The sequence below is a fragment of the Flavobacterium flavipigmentatum genome, from assembly GCF_020911905.1.
GTDB lineage: Bacteria > Bacteroidota > Bacteroidia > Flavobacteriales > Flavobacteriaceae > Flavobacterium > Flavobacterium flavipigmentatum.
On sequence record NZ_CP087133.1, the window covers coordinates 2424787 to 2446060 of the forward strand.

The window sequence follows — 21274 nt, forward strand, 5'->3', positions numbered from 1 at the left end:
TTACAGTTGAGATATTAAATGTTTTCAGGTTACATTTTACATCTCACAAAATACATTTTACAAATTATGAGTTTACCTTTTTATATAGTTGATGTTTTTACAGATAAAAAATATGCTGGTAATCAGTTGGCCGTTTTTTTAGAAGCTGAAAATTTAAGTTTAGAACAAATGCAAACCATTGCTCGCGAAATAAATTTTGCCGAAAGCACTTTTGTCACCAAACTCGATTTGCAAAATAATAGTGCCGAAGTGAAAATTTTTACTCCCGCTCAAGAAATGAAATTTGCCGGTCATCCGATTATTGGTACTTCTTGGGTGTTGATCAATGAAGTTTTTCAGCATCAACCGGAGACCATTACACTACACGTTCCCGTGGGGGAAATTCCTATCCATCAATCCGAGGGTTTGATTTGGCTACAAGCTGCTCAACCAGAATTTTGGGAGGTGTTTTCAAAAAGTGATTTTTCGTCATTTAGTAATTTAAAAGCTACTGATTTTGACGATCAGTTTTCTATTCAGGAAGTTACCACAGGAAGCGCTTTTGTCATGGTACCGCTTAAGAGTAAGGAAGCATTAGCAGGCTTGGTTTTGGATAAAGATAAAATGGATAATTGGTTAAAAAAACATTGTAAAACAAGTCACAGAGGATTGTATTTTTATTGTAGAGAAGAGGCAAAACTGATGACTAGAATGTTTTGCGTAGAGCATAATCAGTTAGTTGAAGATGCTGCAACAGGAAGTGCTAGCACATGTTTGCAAGCTTATTTACTGAAGTATGATGTGCCAGAAATTAAACTCATCAACCATCAGGGCGATTTTATGGGACGCCCTTCTCAGATTTCTTTCAACGGAAAATGGGCAGATAATCAGTTTGAAATTCAAATTGGAGGAAAAACCCAGCTTGTAGCAAAAGGGGATTGGGAAGCTTAAAATGAATTAAATAATTATAAAATTAGATAATTGTAAAATGTAAAAAGTAAGATGTAAAAAACACTCCAATTTGTTTATGACATTTTACAAAATACATTTCACAAAAAAGTATAAAATATGAAAATGAATTTCCAGAATAAAACCATCATTTTGCTGCTGCTAGTGGCTTTTCAACTTTCGTTTGCACAAAAGAAAGGAGAAAGTATTGGTACAGAAACCGTAAATGTGGTAAAACCGTATTCGCCTACGATTTCGGACGCTTTTAAAGTAAAAGAAAATCCTTCGCTTGACGATAAAGGAAATGAAGCAAAAGAAACAATAAAGTACAGTATTTTGTCTGTTCCTGTAGCCTCTACTTTTACACCTTCAAAAGGTAAAGCAGAAGGTGTTGAAAAATCAAAACAGGAACGTTTGTTTACTAATTATGCGACTGTAGGGCTGGGTAATTTTGGTACTTTGAATGCCGAATTGTTTGTCACACAAAAGTTAGGGAACGACGATTATGTGGCAGGAATGTTTCGCCATCATTCTTCTCAGGGCGGCATCAAAGAAGTAGAATTGAATGATGAGTTTTATGATACAGCCTTGAATGTTGGTTATGGAGTTAACAATCGCGATATGTCTTGGAATGTAGATTTAGGTTATCAAAATCAGATTTACAATTACTATGGTTTACCAGCTGATTTTGGTACGACTTTGCTTCCCGAAAACAGATACGATCTCGTAAGAGGAATCAGCCCGGGTCATACTTACAATACTATTTCGTTAGGAGGAAATATTGAATTTACAGAAGGTGTTTTTAGCAAAATTTCGGCTAATTTCAAGCATTTTTCGGATAGTTTTTCTTCTTCAGAGAATCGTTTTTATGTAAAGCCGACTTTCAAAGTTGAAGTGATGGAGCAGTCCATTAATACAAATGTCATTGTGGATCACGTGAGCGGTTCTTTCGAAAAAAACTATTTTAATAATAATACAGAACCTCTAAAATATAGTTTTACTAATTTAGGAATTGAACCAAGTTTTGTCATTCATGAAGATGATTGGACATTAGAATTAGGAGCCGGATTGTTTTATAGTATGGATTCTGAAAACAGTAAAAACAAAATATTTTTCTATCCAAAAGTAAATGCATCTTACAAATTAGTTGGCGATTTGATGATATTTTATACGGGAGCAAATGGTAGTTTGAATCAAAATAGCTATGCCGATTTTGTGACTGAAAATCCGTTTTTGTCTCCTACTTTAGACATGAAACCTACCAGCAATCAGTACACTGTTTTTGCTGGTTTGAAAGGGAAACTGGCGACCAATATAAGTTATAATCTTACGGGTTCGTATTTGAATGAAACCAATAAAGCACTTTTCAAAAGCAATAATTATATAGAAGACGTCACTAACGAAAATTACGCTTACGGAAATTCGTTTGGAGTGGTGTATGACGATGTGAGAACGTTTCGTTTTTACGGAGAGCTGAAAGCAGATTTCTCTGAAAACGTTACTTTTGGCATCAACGGGACTTTTAATAGCTACCAAAATGATGCAGAATCAGAAGCCTGGAATTTACCATCGATGAAGTTGAGTTCTAATTTAGATGTAAATATCACCAAGCAGTGGTACGCAGGTCTGAATGTTTTTTACGTAGGTGAGCGTAAAGATATGCAGCAAAATACTGCTTTCGCAACAGATCCCGTGATTGTTTCTCTAAAAAGTTATTTTGATGCCAATGCACATCTGGGCTACAAATACAACGATCGTTTAACTTGTTTTTTAAAGCTTAATAATATTGCGAATCAGAATTACGAAAAATGGTTAAATTATCCAGTACAAGGATTTCAAGTATTGGTTGGAGCCAATTACAAATTTGATTTTTAAAATTCATAAAAAAAAATGATAAAAAAATAGCTTCCAGATTTTGGAAGCTATTTTTTTATGAAGTAAAGTCATTTACTCATTAAAAGGAACGGCCACTCTTACTTTGTCCCAACCTAAATTAAGGACTACACCAGTGTCAGCTTTAGTAAAAACAATCGAAAAAGCTTCTAATGAATCTGCAGCCTCCGTAACAGGAACGCTCAATCTCGCAACGTCATTGTCTTGTTTGTAGTTGTAAGATCCCCAAACATTCAAATCTTTGCTAATAATGATCGTGTACGTATCTTTTTCAGGAATAGTGTACAAAGTATACGTTCCCGCCTTGATTTTGTTGGTACCTAGCTTCATGTCTTTGTAAAAAGTGATTTCTGCAGCTTCGTTGGCTCCCGTTCTCCAGACTTTTCCGTTAGGAGCTAACTCGCTCACAGGACGTCCTTTTAGTTGCGGACGGCTGTAAGCAATTTTTACAAGTTTGGCCGAAACTTTATAATCGTTCGGGTACGCAGCTACATCCATTGGACTTTTGTCTAAATCCGGAAATTTTTGAGCATTAGCATTTGATGACAGTAACATCGTAATACCAAAAGCAATTGTCGTAATGATTGTCGTTTTTTTCATCATAATAGTTAAATTAATAAGTGTTAAAATTATAGATTGTTTGTCTAAAAAAAGAATGAAGGATGTTAATTTTTTTAATGTATTAGAAAATTAATAAAATTGAGTAGCGAATATAAAAGACTACATTTTTTTTGCAGCAGTCAAAAACCTTTGCATCTTTGTAACTTAGAACCCCACAGCCTAAAAAAAAAATGACTTTCAAACAAAAAATACACGCTTATTATTTACAAATGGTTCAGGATCGAATAGATGTTTTTAGGGATATGATTTCGGCTTTGACCGAAGATTCTAAAAATGATGCGAAAGGTTCCGCTGGCGATAAGCATGAGACAGCTCTGTCGATGATGCACATCGAGCAGGAAAAATTGACCAATAAACTCAAAGAAGCCTTAACTCAAAAAGTAATTCTAGATAAAATTGATGCCTCAAAAACGACAAAAAATATTATTTCGGGAAGTTTGGTACAAGCCAACGGAATTTATTTATACTTGAGTGTCGCACTTCCTAAAATTACTATTGACGGAATTAATGTGATTGCACTTTCACCACAATCTCCTTTGGGAACACACTTAATGGGGAACAAAGTCGGTTTTAAATTCGAAATAAATAAAACGTATTATACGATTGAGAACGTTGAATAATTCGTTAAGAACTTTGTTAAAGTTTTACGCAATATTGTAAACAATTCTATTTTCTTTCAAAAATTTACCTGCGTTTTATCTCAAAATTAAAATTTTCAAGTTTCAGGCTTTATTTTCTCTTAAAATTTTACATTTTATATGTAAAAACAAATTTTTAATTTAAAATTACAACTGAAATGAGTATTTGTGTTTTTCAATTATAACCAATACTGCATCTTTGCCTTATCAAAATAAAATTTAAAAATAAAAATATAAGATTATGTGTGGAATAGTATGTGCCTTTGATTTGAAACAAAAAGCGGAAACTTTAAGACCTCAAGTATTAGAAATGTCTAAAATTATTCGCCACCGCGGACCAGACTGGAGTGGCATTTATAGCAATGATAAAGCGATTCTTTCGCACGAGCGTTTGGCGATTGTAGATCCAGCTTCGGGAAAACAACCTTTGTTTACAGAGGATAAAAAACTGGTTTTGGCCGCAAATGGTGAAATTTACAACCACAGAGAATTACGCAAACAATTTGAAGGAAAATATAACTTTCAGACAGAAAGTGATTGTGAAGTGATTTTGGCATTGTACCAAGAAAAAGGCCCTCATTTTATTGATGAAATGAACGGTATTTTTGGATTTGCGATTTATGACGTCGAAAAAGATGAGTATTTTATCGCTCGTGACCACATGGGAATTATTCCGTTGTATATTGGTTGGGATCAGGACGGAACTTTCTACGTCGCTTCAGAATTAAAAGCTTTGGAAGGCTATTGCACAAAAATTCAATTGTTTCCTCCAGGGCATTATATGACCAGCAAAGATGGGGAATTTGTGCAATGGTACAAAAGAGATTGGACAGAATTTGATGCTGTAAAAGATAACGAAACCAGTATTCCTGAAATTAAAAAAGCACTTGAAGCAGCGGTTCACAGACAATTAATGAGCGACGTTCCTTACGGAGTTTTACTTTCAGGAGGTTTAGATTCGTCTATTACTTCGGCTGTAGCCAAAAAATATGCCCAAAAACGTATTGAGTCAGATGATACAACAGATGCTTGGTACCCACAATTACACTCTTTTTCAGTGGGGCTCGAAGGTTCTCCAGATTTGGCAGCAGCTCAAATAGTGGCCAAGCATATCGGGACTATTCATCACGAAATTAAATTCACCATTCAAGAAGGTTTAGATGCCGTGAAGGATGTAATTTACAATTTAGAAACCTACGATGTAACAACCGTTAGAGCATCCACGCCGATGTGGTTAATGGCGAGAGTTATTAAGTCGATGGGTATTAAAATGGTACTTTCTGGCGAAGGTGCAGATGAATTGTTCGGAGGATATTTATACTTTCATAAAGCACCAAACGCTCGCGAATTTCACGAAGAAAATGTTCGTAAATTAGGCAAATTACACATGTACGATTGTTTGCGTGCTAACAAAAGTTTGGCTGCGTGGGGAATTGAGGGTCGAGTACCATTTTTAGACAAAGAATTTATGGATGTTGCCATGCGCATCAACCCGCAAGATAAAATGATCAACAAAGAACATCCGATGGAAAAATGGGTAGTACGTAAAGCTTTTGAAGATATGTTGCCAGAAAGTGTGGCATGGAGACAAAAAGAACAATTTTCTGATGGAGTGGGTTACAGCTGGATCGATACTTTGAAAGAAGTGGTGGCAGAAGCTGTTTCAGACGAGCAATTGGCAAATGCTAAATACAAATTTCCGTTGCAAACACCAACTTCTAAAGAAGAGTATTATTACCGCTCGATTTTTACAGAACATTTCCCTAGTGATGCTGCAGCTTTATGTGTGCCACAAGAAGCTAGCGTGGCGTGTAGTACAAAAATTGCATTGGAGTGGGATGAAGCTTTTAAAAACATGAACGATCCTTCGGGTAGAGCTGTAGCAAGTGTTCACGACGATGCTTATGCAAAAGCATAAATAATATTATTTTAGAATTAGTTATATGTATGAAGGACGTTCTCTATTTGAGGGCGTTTTTCTTGCATTATAAAATGTTAATTTTTGATTATTGCAAGACTTTAGTTATATTTTTTTGTAATATTTTAACTTTCTTTTTTATATTTGGCTTTGTTTAAAGAAAAAAGTTAAATTGTTAAGATTCATACGCCTCAAGTAAGAAAACACAAGATTTAGTAGTTTATTTAGCTGTATATTATAAGATTTAAGCAATTTTTGATAATAGTTAGAATAAATAAATAACAAAAAAAAGAATAGTATGTCTGGATTATTGGCCGTTATTGGTAAAGGAAAAGACCCGCAACTTGTAAAAGAGCTTTCTGAAAGAATGGCGCATCGAGGTCCTGATGAAAGTGATTTTCATATTATGGAAAATGGCAGTATTCTTTGTCATGAGAGTTTGTCTATTATCGATTTGCAATCAGGTAAACAGCCTATTCAGGGAACCAGTAAAGCTTGGATGGTGCATGATGGGGAGATTTATAACTATCAGGAATTGAAAGACGGCGTTTTAAAGGAACATACTTTTAGAACAAAATCAGATTCAGAAGTCATCGTGCATTTGTACGAAGAATTTGGATATGATTTTTGCAATAAACTAGATGGTGATTGGGCTTTTGTCATCATGGATGGAGATGATTATATGGCAGGAAGAGATCCTATGGGAGTAAAACCATTGTATTATGGTCTTGATGAGAGAGGAAGAATTTATTTTTCATCAGAAATGAAACCGATTGCAGATCAATGTAAATCGTTTTCTACTTTTCCTCCGGGGCATTATTATACAGGAAAATCAGGTTTTGTAAAATATTATGATCCCGAATATGAAGATTATGAAAATGCTATTCAAGAACTTGATTTAGCTCTGATAAGATCAAGTTTAATCGAGGCTACCCGTAAAAGATTGATGGGCAATGTACCAGTTGGCGTGTTGCTTTCTGGTGGTTTAGATTCGTCTTTGACTTCTGCAATAGCAGCAAGATTATTGGCAGAAAATGGCCAAAAATTGCAGTCTTTTTCTATTGCATTAGATGCGGATGCACCCGACGCAAAAGCAGCCAGAAAAGCAGCAGAATTTTTGGGAACAGAGCATCATGAAGTACATTTTACGGTTGCGGAAGGTGTTGCTATTTTAGAAAAAATTATTTTGCATATCGAAACGTATGACGTAATTTCTGTTAGAGCAAGTGTTCCGATGTATTTATTAGCGAAAGTAATTGTCGAAAAAGGAATAAAAGTAATTCTTTCCGGCGAAGGAGCTGATGAAATTTTTGGAGGACATTTGTATTTTAGAAATGCGCCCTCTGCAGAAGATTTTCAGAAAGAAACCATCGAAAGAATTCAGAAATTGTTTACTGCCGATTTGCTTCGAGCAGATAAATCGACAATGGCTTTTGGTTTAGAAACGAGAGTTCCGTTTTTGGACAAACAGTTTTTAGACGCAACAGTTCGCATTAAACCCGAAGAAAAACAACCAAAAACATACGATGGTGTAGAAAAATATATCTTAAGAAAAGCATTTGATACGCCGGAAGATCCTTATTTACCTGCTGAAATTTTATGGAGACAAAAAGAACAGTTTTCTGATGGAGTGGGCTATAATTGGATTGATGAATTGATCGAATATTGTGCGACACAAGTTTCAGATGAGCAATTGGCTGGAGCAGCAGCAGAGTTTCCGTATAATTCCCCAACAACGAAAGAGGCGTATTTATACAGATCCATTTTTCATAAATATTATCCACAACTTAGTGCGGCTCAAACCGTACGAAAATGGATTCCGAAATGGCAGGAAAATCTTGACCCGAGCGGACGAGCCAATGCTGCCCATGTAAAAGCAGATACAGAAATAGCAAAATCGAGTGTAGCGGTTTAGAGGAAAAATTTTAACTTCACAATAACCTTAGTTAATGATAAAATCCGAGACAACATTTTAAATGTTTGTTTCGGATTTTTTTGTTGATGTAAATCTAAATAAAAGTTAAAATTCTAGATATCAATCGCAAGTTTTCGGATGAATTAAGAAATATACTATATTTGGTTAGTTCAAAAAACCAAATAAACAATCAATCAAATTAAATAATTTATGAAGAAAATACTACTTAGCGGAATTTTGTACTGCTCTTTAGGGGCAATAAGTACAGTTTATTCGCAAAAAGCTGAAGCTCCAAAGTACATTACCAATGTAGAGGGTACCAAAGAATATATATTAAGCAATGGCTTAAAAGTGCTTCTTATTCCTGACGCATCTCAGAGTAATATGGTTGTAAATATCGTTTACAATGTGGGGTCAAGACATGAAGGCTATGGCGAAAAAGGAATGGCGCATTTACTAGAGCACATGCTTTTCAAGAGCACCAAAAATCTGGGCGATATAAAAAAGATGCTTTCTGATAAAGGAGGAAATGCAAACGGAACTACTTGGTTAGACAGAACCAATTATTATGAAGTTTTTCCTTCCAGTGATGAAAATTTAAAGTGGAGCCTTGAGATGGAGGCTGACAGAATGCTCAATGCAACTATTCTGCAAACCGATCTTGATAAGGAATTTTCTGTTGTAAGAAATGAGTTTGAGATAGGGGAGAACAGCCCAGATGGTGTTTTGACTGAGCGTATTCTTTCTACAGCATATTTATGGCACAATTACGGTAATAGTACCATTGGAAGTAAAGAAGATATCGAACGAGTAAAAGCAAGCACACTAAGGGTTTTTTACGAAAAATATTATCAGCCGGACAATGCAACTTTGATTATTGCAGGTAAATTTGACGAGCAAAAAGCCTTGCAATATATCGGACAATATTTTGGATCTTTAGCAAAACCTAAGAGGGTTTTATCAAAAACCTACACGATTGAGCCTGCTCAAGATGGTGAGAAGTTTGTAGAGCTTAACAGAGCAGGTGACAGCAAAAATATTGGTGCGTTGTACCACACAGTTCCTTATGCAGATAAAGATTATGCTGCACTTGACGCTTTGGGCGAAATTTTAACCTCTGATCCTTCAGGTTATTTGTATAAATCTTTGGTAGAAACTCAAAAGATTTCCAGTATTTATAATTGGCAGCCAACTGTTAGAGATGCTAGTTTTATGTATTTTGGTGTAGCGGTGCCTAATGATAAGGATGTTAAGGTAACAAAGGATTTGGTACGTGCAGAACTGGATAAAGTTGGTACAACAAAATATACAGATGAGGATGTAAGCAGAGCCAAGGCAAAGATTATCAAACAAATTGAAAGTATAAAAAACAATACAATCAATTATGCTATTAATTTAACCGAAATTATTGGAGCGGGAGATTACAGATTAGGTTATTTGTACCGAGATGCAGTTGAAAAACTAACCAAAGAAGACATACAAAGAGTTGCAGAGAAATATTTTAGAAGCAACAATAGAACGGTTGGAATATTTATACCTTCTAAAGACGAGCAAAGAGTAAAAAAGGTCGAATACACCGATGAACAGTTAGTGGCTTTGACCAAAGATTATAAAGGAAAAGCTTTAGAAAAAGAAGTTGCTGCTTTTGAATCTTCTATTTCGAATTTGAAAAAAAACTTAACAGAGGGAACATTGAGCAATGGTGCAAAATATGGTTTGATTAAAAAGGAAATTAAAGGAGGAAAAGTTCAGGCGAGTTTTATTTTTCCGGTGAGTAACGAAAAAGACCTTGCAGGCAAAAGTGATATTGGAGGTATTCTTGCTCAGCTGATGAAAACAGGGACTAAAACGAGAACTAAAGAACAAATACAAGATAGATTAGATCAATTAAAATCGAGTGTGAATTTTAATTTTTCAGGCCAGAATTTTACATTAAATATAAATACTTACAAAGAAAGTTTTAAGGAAGTGATGGAGATTGTAAGCGATTTATTGATCAATGCTACTTTTCCTGAAAACGAATTGACAAAAACGATCAACGAATACAGTACGTCTTTGGAGTCTAGTTTGAATGACCCGCAAGCAGTTGCATTTACAGAAATTTCGAGACAAACTTCAAAATATCCTAAAGAAAGTATTTTTTACACAGCGACAATTGCAGAACAGATCGAAGCTTTCAAAAAAATAAAGCAATCTGAGCTTGTAGATTTTTATAAAAATATTTTAGGAGGAAATAATGGAGTGGGTAGTGTAATTGGAGATCTTGATGGTAAGAGCACAGTAGCGATTCTTGAAAATACTTTTGGTAAATGGGTCTCAAAATCAAAATATGAATTGGCCAAGCCAGTATTTTTTGAAACCCAAAAAATAGATAAAGATTATGCTACACCAGATAAAGAAAATGCTGTTGCAACGGGTAAAATAAGCTTTAAAATGGACAGAAAAAGTCCAGATTATCCTGCATTTGTAATGGCTAATGAAATAATAGGAAACGGAGGTTTTTTGACTGCAAGAATTCCGATGAGACTTAGAGAAAAAGAAGGTATCAGTTACGGAGCAGGTTCATTTATTGATGTGCCTATTAGCAATGATGTTGCTTTTTGGGAATATTATGCTTTTTTAAATCCTACTAAAAAAGGGGCTGTAGAAGCCGCTACTAAAGAAGAAATTGCAAAAGCGTTGAAAGATGGATTTACAGAAGAAGAATTAAAAACCAATTTGGTAAGCTGGCAAAACGAAAGAAAAACCAGATTAGGAAACGATAATACGTTGATGAGCCTCGTTAATTCTCATCTTCAATATGGTGTGCCATTAGAAGATTATGATGCTTTAGAAAGCAAAGTAAAAGCCTTAAAAGTTCAGGATGTCAATGCTGTTTTGAAAAAATACATCAGTCTTGAAAAAATGACTTCTGTGTATGCGGGAGATTTTACTAAAAAATAAATTTTAGTTTTTTATAAAGAACAGAAATTCCAACTTCCAAATGAGGTAATTTCTTAGAATCCGAAACTACATTTCAAATGTTAGTTTCGGATTTGCTTTTTGGGGTAATTTAAAGTTATGATTTTGATTTTTGATAATAAAAAATTGAAATTCAAAATGGATTTCGATATAGTCCTTGTAATTTGCTTTTTTTATTGACTTTTTTTGATAATATGTTAATAACTTACCTGCTTTAAATTGTATTTTGGCACATATATATTTTGCGTTTTTATATATTTGCGTGTTAGACAATAATTACATTTTTTTAGAATAAATTATATGAGCGAAGAAATCAAGAAGAACAATTATTCAGCAGATAGTATTCAGGCATTAGAAGGAATGGAGCACGTAAGAATGCGTCCATCAATGTATATTGGAGATGTGGGAGTTCGAGGGCTACATCATTTGGTTTATGAGGTTGTTGATAACTCGATTGATGAGGCGATGGGCGGGCATTGTGATACCATAGGTGTTGCAATTAACGAAGACGGTTCTGTAACGGTTGAAGATAACGGTCGTGGTATTCCAGTTGACTTACATAAAAAAGAAGGCGTCTCTGCATTAGAAGTAGTAATGACCAAAATTGGTGCAGGAGGTAAATTTGATAAAGACTCTTATAAAGTTTCCGGAGGTTTGCACGGTGTTGGGGTTTCGGTTGTAAATGCCCTTTCTGTTCACATGAAATCTACTGTTTTTAGAGACGGTAAAATCTACGAACAAGAGTACGAGAGAGGTAAAGCAATGTATCCGGTAAAACAAATTGGCGAAACGGATAAAAGAGGTACACGTCAGACTTTTTATCCGGATGATACTATTTTTACCCAAACAACAGAGTTTTCGTATGATACTTTGTCAGCTCGTATGCGTGAGCTTTCTTATTTAAATAAAGGAATCACCATCACATTTACAGATAAAAGAGAAGTGGATGAAAAAGGCGAATTCAAAGTGGAAGTTTTTCACTCTGATGAAGGTCTTAAAGAATACATCCGTTACTTAGATGGTAACCGTGAGCCAATTATCTCTCATGTGATCAGCATGGATCATGAAAAAGGCGAAATTCCTGTTGAGGTAGCTTTGATTTACAATACAAGTTACACAGAGAATATTTTTTCTTATGTAAACAATATCAACACACACGAAGGTGGAACGCATTTGCAAGGTTTTAGAAGTGGTTTAACAAGAACCCTTAAAAAATATGCTGATGCCTCCGGAATGTTGGATAAATTAAAATTTGAAATTGCTGGGGATGACTTCCGCGAAGGATTAACAGCGATTATTTCGGTAAAAGTTGCTGAACCACAATTTGAAGGACAAACCAAAACCAAATTAGGAAACAGAGAAGTAGTTTCTCCGGTTTCTCAGGCGGTTGGAGAAATGTTAGAGAATTATTTGGAAGAAAATCCAAATGATGCCCGTATCATTATTCAAAAAGTAATTTTGGCTGCTCAGGCCCGTCATGCGGCTAAAAAAGCGCGTGAAATGGTACAACGTAAAACCGTGATGGGTGGCGGAGGATTGCCGGGAAAACTATCAGATTGTTCTGAACAGGATCCTGCAAGATGCGAAGTTTACCTTGTCGAGGGAGATTCGGCTGGAGGAACAGCGAAACAAGGTCGTGATCGTGCTTTTCAGGCCATTTTACCATTGCGTGGTAAGATTTTGAACGTAGAAAAAGCAATGCATCACAAAGTATTTGAAAACGAAGAAATTCGAAATATTTTTACGGCACTTGGTGTTACTGTTGGAACTGAAGAAGATAGTAAAGCATTGAATCTTTCGAAACTGCGTTACCATAAAGTAATCATCATGTGTGATGCCGATGTCGATGGTAGTCACATTTCTACCTTGATATTAACATTCTTCTTCCGTTTTATGAAAGAATTGATCGAAGAAGGTCACGTTTATATTGCAGCACCACCTTTATATTTAGTTAAAAAAGGAAACAAAAAAGAATATGCATGGAATGATGTTCAGCGTGATCAGGCCAACGAAAGAATGGGCGGAAGTGCCGCTATTCAACGTTATAAAGGTCTTGGAGAGATGAATGCCGAGCAATTGTGGGAAACAACCATGGATCCGAATTTTAGAACTTTACGTCAGGTAACTATCGATAGTTTGGCAGAAGCCGATAGAGTTTTTTCTATGCTAATGGGTGACGAAGTACCACCACGTAGAGAGTTTATCGAGAAAAATGCAGTTTACGCAAATATTGACGCTTAAAAGTTGTAACCGTTTGTTTGTTTAACCGTTGAATCGATTAATCAAATAAACGATTAACCAAATAAACATAAAAAAATAACCGATAAAGTATAAAATATGAAAGTTACCATTGTAGGAGCAGGAAATGTTGGAGCTACGTGTGCAGATGTTATTTCTTATAGAGGAATTGCAAGCGAAGTAGTGTTGTTGGATATTAAAGAAGGTTTTGCCGAAGGGAAAGCATTGGATATTATGCAATGTGCGACCAATACCGGTTTTAATACCAAAGTATCTGGAGTAACCAATGATTATTCTAAAACTGCCGGAAGTGATGTGGTAGTTATTACATCAGGAATTCCAAGAAAACCAGGAATGACCCGCGAAGAACTAATAGGTATTAATGCAGGAATTGTAAAAACAGTTGCCGAGAATGTATTAAAGCATTCGCCAAATACCATTATTGTTGTGGTTTCTAATCCTATGGATACGATGACCTATTTGGCCCTTAAATCTACAGGATTACCAAAAAACAGAATCATCGGTATGGGTGGAGCGTTAGACAGCTCACGTTTTAGAACGTATTTATCTTTGGCTTTAGATAAACCGGCAAATGATATTTCTGCAATGGTGATAGGTGGTCATGGAGATACAACTATGATTCCGCTTACACGTTTAGCATCTTACAATGGTATTCCGGTAACAGAATTCCTTTCAGAAGATGTACTTCAAAAAGTAGCTGCCGATACGATGGTAGGAGGAGCCACACTTACAGGTCTTTTAGGAACATCAGCTTGGTATGCGCCAGGTGCTTCTGTAGCGTATTTGGTTGATAGTATCTTAAATGACCAAAAGAAAATGATCGCTTGTTCAGTTTTTGTAGAGGGAGAGTATGGGCAAAATGATATCTGTATAGGAGTTCCTTGTATAATTGGTAAAAATGGAGTGGAGGAAATTCTTGATATTAAGCTAAATGACCATGAAAAAGCGTTGTTTGCTAAAAGTGCAGATGCGGTTAGAAGCATGAATGATGCTTTAAAATCCATTTAAGTATAACAATTTTCGTAAAAAAAGGAAAAGGCTGCACTTTTGCAGTCTTTTTTTTGAGATTAATTAATAAATAAATTGGTTAATCTTTTCGAGAATTATATATTTGCTCGGTTTAAAAAATATGTGGTGATCCGTGATCTGGATTTTTAGTTTTAAAAACTCATGTCAGGGCTTATTTTATGAGGCTTTAAAACAAAACAAACAATAAAACTTAATTAATTTTTAGTAATAATGCAGAATAAAGGACTTATTAAATTTTTCGCAATTCTATTTGCATTGGTAAGTATTTACCAACTTTCGTTCACTTTTGTGGCAAATAATGTCAAAAGTGAAGCCAAAGCCTTTGCAGGAGATAATCCTGATAAAGAGCTAAAATATTTAGATTCTATTGATAAAGTATCAGTGCTAAATTTAGGTTTTACAAACTTTACTTATAATGAAGTAAAAAACAAGCAAATCAATAAAGGTCTTGACTTAGAAGGAGGAATCAATGTAATTCTTCAAATTTCTATTAAAGATGTATTGAAAGGATTGTCAAACAATTCTAAAAATCCTGTTTTTAATAAATCTTTGGCAGATGCAACAGCAAATTTAGAGGGAAATAAAACTTATTTAAATAAATTTTTTGAAGCTTTTGAAGCCAATTCTAAAGGAACTACAAGATTAGCAGATTCTGATATTTTTGCTAACAGAAGTTTACAAGGTGAAGGCGGTATCGACATTAAAATGAGCGATTCTGAAGCGCAAAAAGTAATCAAAAGAAAAGTTGAAGAGTCTATCGAAAGTGCTTACAAAGTATTAAGAGAGCGTATCGACAAATTTGGTGTTACACAGCCTAACATTCAAAAATTAGGAGAAACCGGAAGAATTTTAGTTGAGCTTCCTGGTGCTAAAGATGTTGATAGAATTAAAAAATTATTAGGTGGTAAAGCGCAATTAGAGTTTTGGGAAACCTACAAAATCGAAGAAATTGGTAATTTCTTAGGAGCTGCTAACGAAGCTTTAAAGAAAACTGAAATCAAAAAAACAGAAACTCAGCCCGTTGTTAAAGATTCATTGAATGCTTTATTGACAGATACTAAGGATTCTGCAGATGTTAAAAAAGGAAATAATCCTTTGTTTGATAAAATTATAATGAATGGTGGTGGGCCAATTTTAGGGTATTTTGCTCCAAAAGATACGGCAACTATCAATGCTTATTTTAAGAGACCGGAAATTAGAGTTTTATTGGCTGCTGATCAACATAATGCAAAATTTGTATGGAGTAAACCAACTACCATTAAAGATGCAAAAGAAAAAGATGTTGAAGTAGTAGAATTATATGCTTTAAAAGGAAACAGAGACAATGCTCCAGCAATGAGCGGTGGTGTTGTAACAGATGCAAAAGATACTTTTGACCAATTAGGAAAACCTGCTGTTTCTATGCAAATGAACAGCCAAGGTGCGAGAACTTGGGAAGAATTAACAGGAAGAGCTTTTTCTCAAAAAGGATATATTGCGATCGTTTTAGATAATATCGTATATTCTGCTCCAGGAGTTACAAGTGGTCCAATTGCAGGTGGAAGATCTGAAATTACAGGTTCTTTTGATGTAGCTGAAACGAAAGATTTAGCCAACGTATTAAACGCAGGTAAACTTCCAGCTTCTGCAGATATTATTCAATCTACTGTAGTAGGGCCATCTTTGGGTCAGGCTGCAATTGATGCAGGTATGACTTCTTCAATCGTTGGATTCTTATTGGTATGTATCTGGATGGTATTTTATTATGGTAAAGCAGGTTGGTATGCAAATCTTGCATTATTATTAAACTTACTGTTCTTGTTCGGAATTATGGCAAGTTTTGGTTTTGTATTGACATTGCCAGGTATTGCGGGTATCGTACTTACGTTAGGTACTGCGGTAGATGCGAATATTATTATTTATGAAAGAGCCAAAGAAGAATTGCGAGATGGTAAATCTTTATCAGAGGCTGTTGCCGCTTCATACGGATGGCACGGTGCAATGCGTTCTATTATTGATGCCAACGTTACCCACGTATTAACAGGAGCGATCTTGTTTATCTTCGGAACAGGACCTATCAAAGGTTTTGCTTTAACATTGCTTATTGGTATCGCAACTTCATTGTTTACATCAATCTTTATTGCTAGAATTTTTATCGATAGAAATATCGCTGGAAAGGGAGATTTGACTTTCTCAACTTCAATTACTAAAAATTGGTTTACTAATTTCCACTTTGATTTTATTAAAGTTAAAAAATTCACTTATATCTTCTCTTCAATTGTGGTAATTGTGAGTTTGATTTCTATCTTTTTCGTTAACGGATTAGATCAGGGTGTTGACTTTGTTGGAGGAAGAACTTTTCAGGTAAAATTTGAAAAACCAGTTGATGCAACTGTAGTTTCAGACGAATTATCTGCTGCTTTCGGAACTCCTGTTGAAGCTAAAATTTTAGGAGATGACGATCAATTAAAAATTACTACAAAATACAAAATCAAAGAAGATGGAGTAGCGGTAGATAAAGAAGTAAACGAGAAATTATATGCTGCTTTGGCAAAATATTATCCAAATACTTCTTATGAGAAATTCATCAATTCTTATGATGGTAAACAAGTTGGAGTATTACAAGCTTCTAAAGTAGGAGCTTCTATTTCTGAGGACATCAAAACCAACTCATACTGGGCAGTACTTGGTGCAATGGCGGTTATTTTCTTATACTTAATGATTTCTTTCCGTAAATGGCAATATTCATTAGGTGCGATTGCAGCGGTTGCGCATGACGTAATCTTTGTATTGGGAATTTATTCTTTATGCTATAAATTTATGCCTTTCCACATGGAAATGGACCAGCACTTTATCGCAGCGATCCTTACCGTTATTGGTTACTCTATGAATGATACCGTAATTGTATTTGATAGAATTAGAGAATTTATCATTGGTAATCGTAAAGGTAGTTTTGAAGATATTGTAAATGCTTCTATTAATACTACATTATCAAGAACGTTGAATACTTCATTAATGATGATTATCGTTTTATTGACAATGTTCCTTTTTGGAGGTGAATCAATCAGAGGATTTATCTTCGCTATGTTGATCGGTATTGTGGTAGGTACTTATTCTTCATTATTTATCGCAACACCCGTTTTGGTTGACACGATTTCTAAAGACGACAAGCACAACATCGAAGAGAAACACAAACAAGCATAATAAGCAAGTTTATCAAGATAGAAAAGAGCCAACGAAAGTTGGCTCTTTTTTTTGTTATCTTTAGTTTTGTAAATACCACTTATGAATAGAAAATTACTTTTAGCGCTGCTGTTTCTTTTTACTCTTCTAAAGCTTTCAGCGCAAGAAAAGAATAACGCTTTTAAAATAGGTTTTAATTTTGGTTTTGGTAGTGAGTTTAATAACAGAAACTACACGTTTACGAATCATTTTTATAAGATGCAATTGTATTATACTTTGAAGGAAAAGAAAAACTTTCAATATGAAATTTTAGTTCAGCCGGAAGTTAATTTTGGTAAACATCAGTTGCTTAATTTTTATTTTGTTCAGCCATTTGAACCTGATTATCTCGAAAAAAGAGAGCGATTTACCAAACTAAAAACCGTTCATGAATATGTTTTAAATCTTGGATTTCTTATTCGAAAACCTATTAGCAAAACTTTTTCTTTTTATGTTTTAGGAAGTATTGGTCCTATGATTACTGATACTGAAACAGAGAGGATGTCTGAAGGTTTTGCTTTTGCGGATGTTTTAGCCGTTGGTTTTTCGGTAAAAGCAGATAGATTTCAATTTGATTTTCGTCCGAGCGTAAGACATGTTTCTAATGCTGGTTTTAATGATAAAAATGCGGGTTATAACACTAAGAATATTGAATTGGGTGTATCTTATGTTTTGTGAGTTTTTTAAATCATATAAGTTATATAAGGGGTTGTGAAAAATCGTCGATTGTATCACGAAAAAAACTTAAAAGAGATTTTACAAAAAAGGGATTGTGAAATTTTAAAAATTTAGCATAAAAAATAGAATACTTATTAAACTAAAAGGTCTTATGAATGATAGATTTCTTATCTAGCCCCGATGGAAGTGATATCCTTTTCCTGGCTGGCCAGCCAGGAAAAGATATAGCGTACAGCGGGACTAAATGCTATTGTGAAACGTTTGGTTCTGCTTCTGAGTTTTAAAAAAAAAACGCCCAATACGTTAAAGATATTGGGCGTTATATATTTGATAAAATTTTTTACGAACTCGCGAGAGGATTTTTATGTGCTCTAATGATAAAGAAAGCTCCTATGAGGATAAATGGAATACTTAGCCATTGTCCTGTTGAGAATAAGCCCAACTCGCTTTCAAAACCGCCTTGACTTTCTTTTACGCTTTCTACAACAAAACGAACTACAAATAAAAGCACCAAAAACAGCCCGAATAAATACCCTGATTTAAGTCTGGCATTTGTTTTCCAGTACAGAAAGTACAAGATTGCAAATACAAATATATAACAGAAACCTTCGTACAATTGTGTGGCATGTCGTGCTGGAACTTCGGCCAAAAGATTTGCAAATTTAGGATCGGTTGCAATGGCAGTGTAGGCCTCTTTTGGATCTGCTATTCCGGTCTCTTTTACTGCATCGGCTTTGCTAAAATGATCGTGAAGAAAACGAATACCGAATGAAGAAGTAGTTTCGTTTCCGATGATTTCAGAATTCATAAAGTTTCCTAAACGAACGAAAACGGCGCCACTCGCAACTGGAATTACAACTCTGTCTAAAATCCAGATTAAAGGACGTTTTAAGATTTTTTTGCTGTAATAATACATCGCAACAATAATAGAAATCGCTGCTCCATGACTTGCTAAACCTTGAAAACCAGTAAATTCCCAGCCTTTTATAAAGCCAAACAGTGATGAACCGGCATGTTCTCTAATTGGTAAAATGATTTCAATAAGGTGATTTCGATAATATTCCCAGTCATAAAAGAAAACATGTCCTAAACGAGCTCCAATTAAGGTGGCAAGAACTGTCCAAACAAATAAAGAATCTAGTTTTTCAAGAGATTCGTTTTCGCGTTCAAAAATCTTTTTCATCAGGTACCAACCTAGTCCAAAAGCGATTACGAACATTAAGCTGTAATAACGAATCATAAAAAATCCCAAATCGATTCCTTCAGAAGGGTTCCAGACCATGTTTAAGGCGTGTGTCATGTAGTATTATTTTTTTATTGGTTGTAAAAATAAATATTAAAAGCAGAGTTAGTCTTTATAAAAAGTTAATGTTTGTGTAAACATTTCTTCTCGGGAACGGGGTCGTAGCCTGTTCTTCCCCATGGGTGGCAGCTCAAAATACGTTTGATTCCCAAATAACCACCATAAAATAATCCGTGTAGCTGTAAAGCCTGAATCATGTAGCTGGAACAGGTCGGTTCAAATCGGCATGATGCTGGAGTAAAGGGCGAAATGGCAGTTTGATAAAACCGAACCAACAGTACAAATGGGTAAATGAGGAATTTCATGATTTAAGATAGTGATTGTTGATCAATGATTTTAGATTTTTTATAATCGTAATTTTAAACATATAAATTTATTCATTCTGAAATCAAAAATCGTTAATCAAATATCTAAAATTAATTCACACTAAACGAAGTTCCTTCTTTTCCATCTTTCAACTGAATTCCTAAGGCAATCAATTGATCGCGTATCTGGTCAGAAAGAGCGAAGTTTTTATCCGCTCTGGCTTGATTTCTCATCCCGATAAGCATGTTAACTACGCCTTCTAGTTTTTCGTTATTACCATCAGTTATATTTTCGTCACTCAAACCTAAAACATCAAAAACAAAAGCATGCATTGTAGTTGTAAAAGTAGCCAAATCTTCTGCTGAAATAGTTTCTTTTTCTTCTTTGAGTAAATTGACAAATCGAACGCCTTCAAACAATTGTGCGATTAAAATTGGCGTGTTAAAATCGTCATTCATTGCATCGTAGCACAATTGTTGCCATGATAAGATATTAATAGAGCTTGTTGTGCTTGAAGATATATTAGGCAGTGCATCCACAGCTTCCATCAATCTTTTGTATCCTTTTTCGGCAGCTACAATAGCATCATCAGAAAAATCTAAAATACTGCGATAATGTGCCTGTAACATAAAAAAACGAGTTACAGAAGCTGAAAAAGCTTTGCTTAAAATAGTATTGTCACCACTTAAAATTTCGCCGGGCAAAATATTATTTCCAGTCGATTTTGCCATTTTCTTACCGTTTAAAGTAAGCATGTTAGCATGCATCCAATAATTAACTGGAGACTGACCTGTACAAGCCTCGTTTTGAGCGATTTCGCACTCATGGTGAGGGAATTTCAAATCCATTCCACCTCCGTGAATGTCAAAATGATTACCTAAGTATTTGGTGCTCATTGCTGTACATTCAAGGTGCCAACCTGGGAAACCATCGCTCCATGGCGAAGGCCATCTCATAATGTGTTGCGGTTCTGCTTTTTTCCAAAGAGCAAAATCCTGTGGGTTTCTTTTGTCAGACTGACCATCAAGATCACGTGTATTGGCTAGCATATCATCAATATTTCGACCGCTTAACACTCCGTAATTTTTGGTTTCGTTATATTTTACAACATCAAAATAAACTGAACCGTTGGCTTCATAACCAATTCCGGTAGCAATGATTTTTTTGATGATTTCAATTTGTTCAATAATATGTCCCGTTGCAGTAGGCTCAATACTTGGAGGTAAAAAGTTAAAAGCTTTCAAAATTTCGTGAAAATCTACCGTATAACGCTGTACCACTTCCATCGGTTCTAACTGCTCCAAACGTGCCTTTTTGGCGATTTTGTCTTCGCCTTCATCAACATCGTCCACTATATGGCCCACGTCTGTAATGTTTCGCACATAACGCACTTTATAGCCAAGGTGCAAAAAATACCTAAAAATTACATCAAAAGACATAAATGTTCGCACATTTCCCAAGTGTACATTGCTGTAAACCGTAGGTCCGCAAACATACATTCCAACATTTCCTTCATGGATTGGATTGAAATTTTCTTTTTCGCCCGATAACGAATTGTATATTTTCAGAGATTGAGATGTATATAGAGGCATATTTTGTTTATTGATTTTTTTAGGAGCTAATCC

Annotated in this window: 14 protein-coding genes; 10 read left to right on the top strand and 4 right to left on the bottom strand. The window is 35.0% G+C overall.

Annotated features, from left to right (window positions below):
• Positions 1-66: 66 nt before the first annotated feature.
• Positions 67-930: a PhzF family phenazine biosynthesis protein gene (locus tag LNP22_RS10580; RefSeq protein WP_229973427.1), complete on the top strand. Its 864-nt coding sequence runs from the start codon at positions 67-69 to the stop codon at positions 928-930.
• Positions 931-1047: 117 nt separating this feature from the next.
• A complete protein-coding gene (locus LNP22_RS10585) occupies positions 1048-2802 on the top strand; it encodes a TonB-dependent receptor (RefSeq protein WP_229973428.1) in 1755 nt (584 codons plus the stop codon).
• Between the two features lie 72 nt (positions 2803-2874).
• Here LNP22_RS10585 and LNP22_RS10590 read toward each other — a convergent pair whose 3' ends face one another.
• Complete coding sequence (locus tag LNP22_RS10590; RefSeq protein WP_229976377.1) at positions 2875-3420, bottom strand: DUF2911 domain-containing protein; 546 nt, start codon at positions 3418-3420, stop codon at positions 2875-2877.
• Between the two features lie 191 nt (positions 3421-3611).
• Between LNP22_RS10590 and LNP22_RS10595 the strand changes: the two genes are divergently transcribed.
• The 8 genes from LNP22_RS10595 to LNP22_RS10630 all read left to right on the top strand — a co-directional run bounded on the left by LNP22_RS10595 (position 3612) and on the right by LNP22_RS10630 (position 18040).
• A complete protein-coding gene (locus LNP22_RS10595) occupies positions 3612-4061 on the top strand; it encodes a hypothetical protein (RefSeq protein WP_229973429.1) in 450 nt (149 codons plus the stop codon).
• A 259-nt stretch (positions 4062-4320) separates the two neighbouring features.
• Positions 4321-5997: an asparagine synthase B gene (asnB, locus tag LNP22_RS10600; protein WP_210665610.1), complete on the top strand. Its 1677-nt coding sequence runs from the start codon at positions 4321-4323 to the stop codon at positions 5995-5997.
• A 298-nt stretch (positions 5998-6295) separates the two neighbouring features.
• Positions 6296-7912, top strand: a complete 1617-nt coding sequence (gene asnB, locus LNP22_RS10605) for an asparagine synthase B (RefSeq protein ID WP_229973430.1) — start codon at positions 6296-6298, stop codon at positions 7910-7912.
• Between the two features lie 210 nt (positions 7913-8122).
• Positions 8123-10855 carry a M16 family metallopeptidase gene (locus LNP22_RS10610; protein ID WP_229973431.1) on the top strand — a complete coding sequence of 911 codons (2733 nt, stop codon included), beginning with the start codon at positions 8123-8125 and terminating at the stop codon, positions 10853-10855.
• Between the two features lie 318 nt (positions 10856-11173).
• Positions 11174-13114 carry a DNA topoisomerase (ATP-hydrolyzing) subunit B gene (gene gyrB, locus LNP22_RS10615; RefSeq protein ID WP_210667474.1) on the top strand — a complete coding sequence of 647 codons (1941 nt, stop codon included), beginning with the start codon at positions 11174-11176 and terminating at the stop codon, positions 13112-13114.
• A 96-nt stretch (positions 13115-13210) separates the two neighbouring features.
• Positions 13211-14140, top strand: a complete 930-nt coding sequence (gene mdh / locus LNP22_RS10620; protein WP_210667475.1) for a malate dehydrogenase — start codon at positions 13211-13213, stop codon at positions 14138-14140.
• Between the two features lie 231 nt (positions 14141-14371).
• Positions 14372-17344 (top strand): protein translocase subunit SecDF, encoded by a 2973-nt coding sequence (gene secDF / locus LNP22_RS10625; protein WP_229973432.1) that lies wholly within the window; start codon positions 14372-14374, stop codon positions 17342-17344.
• Positions 17345-17425: 81 nt separating this feature from the next.
• Positions 17426-18040 carry an acyloxyacyl hydrolase gene (locus LNP22_RS10630; protein WP_229973433.1) on the top strand — a complete coding sequence of 205 codons (615 nt, stop codon included), beginning with the start codon at positions 17426-17428 and terminating at the stop codon, positions 18038-18040.
• 340 nt (positions 18041-18380) lie between these two features.
• Here the strand turns inward: LNP22_RS10630 and lgt are convergent, their stop codons facing one another.
• From lgt to cysS, 3 genes are all read right to left on the bottom strand, one after another.
• Entirely contained in the window at positions 18381-19340 is a 960-nt protein-coding gene (lgt, locus tag LNP22_RS10635) for a prolipoprotein diacylglyceryl transferase (protein WP_229973434.1), read from the bottom strand.
• A gap of 65 nt (positions 19341-19405) precedes the next feature.
• The gene (yidD, locus tag LNP22_RS10640) at positions 19406-19648 is read right to left on the bottom strand and encodes a membrane protein insertion efficiency factor YidD (RefSeq protein WP_229973435.1); all 243 of its coding nucleotides are present in this window, start codon (positions 19646-19648) and stop codon (positions 19406-19408) included.
• 111 nt (positions 19649-19759) lie between these two features.
• Positions 19760-21241: a cysteine--tRNA ligase gene (cysS, locus tag LNP22_RS10645; RefSeq protein WP_229973436.1), complete on the bottom strand. Its 1482-nt coding sequence runs from the start codon at positions 21239-21241 to the stop codon at positions 19760-19762.
• Positions 21242-21274: the final 33 nt, after the last annotated feature.

Bases quoted from the DNA above. Each gene is read 5' to 3' on its own strand.
- LNP22_RS10580 (WP_229973427.1), top strand. From the start codon at position 67: ATGAGTTTACCTTTTTATATAGTTGATGTTTTTACAGATAAAAAATAT.
- LNP22_RS10585 (WP_229973428.1), top strand. From the start codon at position 1,048: ATGAAAATGAATTTCCAGAATAAAACCATCATTTTGCTGCTGCTAGTG.
- LNP22_RS10590 (WP_229976377.1), bottom strand. From the start codon at position 3,420: ATGAAAAAAACGACAATCATTACGACAATTGCTTTTGGTATTACGATG.
- LNP22_RS10595 (WP_229973429.1), top strand. From the start codon at position 3,612: ATGACTTTCAAACAAAAAATACACGCTTATTATTTACAAATGGTTCAG.
- asnB (WP_210665610.1), top strand. From the start codon at position 4,321: ATGTGTGGAATAGTATGTGCCTTTGATTTGAAACAAAAAGCGGAAACT.
- asnB (WP_229973430.1), top strand. From the start codon at position 6,296: ATGTCTGGATTATTGGCCGTTATTGGTAAAGGAAAAGACCCGCAACTT.
- LNP22_RS10610 (WP_229973431.1), top strand. From the start codon at position 8,123: ATGAAGAAAATACTACTTAGCGGAATTTTGTACTGCTCTTTAGGGGCA.
- gyrB (WP_210667474.1), top strand. From the start codon at position 11,174: ATGAGCGAAGAAATCAAGAAGAACAATTATTCAGCAGATAGTATTCAG.
- mdh (WP_210667475.1), top strand. From the start codon at position 13,211: ATGAAAGTTACCATTGTAGGAGCAGGAAATGTTGGAGCTACGTGTGCA.
- secDF (WP_229973432.1), top strand. From the start codon at position 14,372: ATGCAGAATAAAGGACTTATTAAATTTTTCGCAATTCTATTTGCATTG.
- LNP22_RS10630 (WP_229973433.1), top strand. From the start codon at position 17,426: ATGAATAGAAAATTACTTTTAGCGCTGCTGTTTCTTTTTACTCTTCTA.
- lgt (WP_229973434.1), bottom strand. From the start codon at position 19,340: ATGACACACGCCTTAAACATGGTCTGGAACCCTTCTGAAGGAATCGAT.
- yidD (WP_229973435.1), bottom strand. From the start codon at position 19,648: ATGAAATTCCTCATTTACCCATTTGTACTGTTGGTTCGGTTTTATCAA.
- cysS (WP_229973436.1), bottom strand. From the start codon at position 21,241: ATGCCTCTATATACATCTCAATCTCTGAAAATATACAATTCGTTATCG.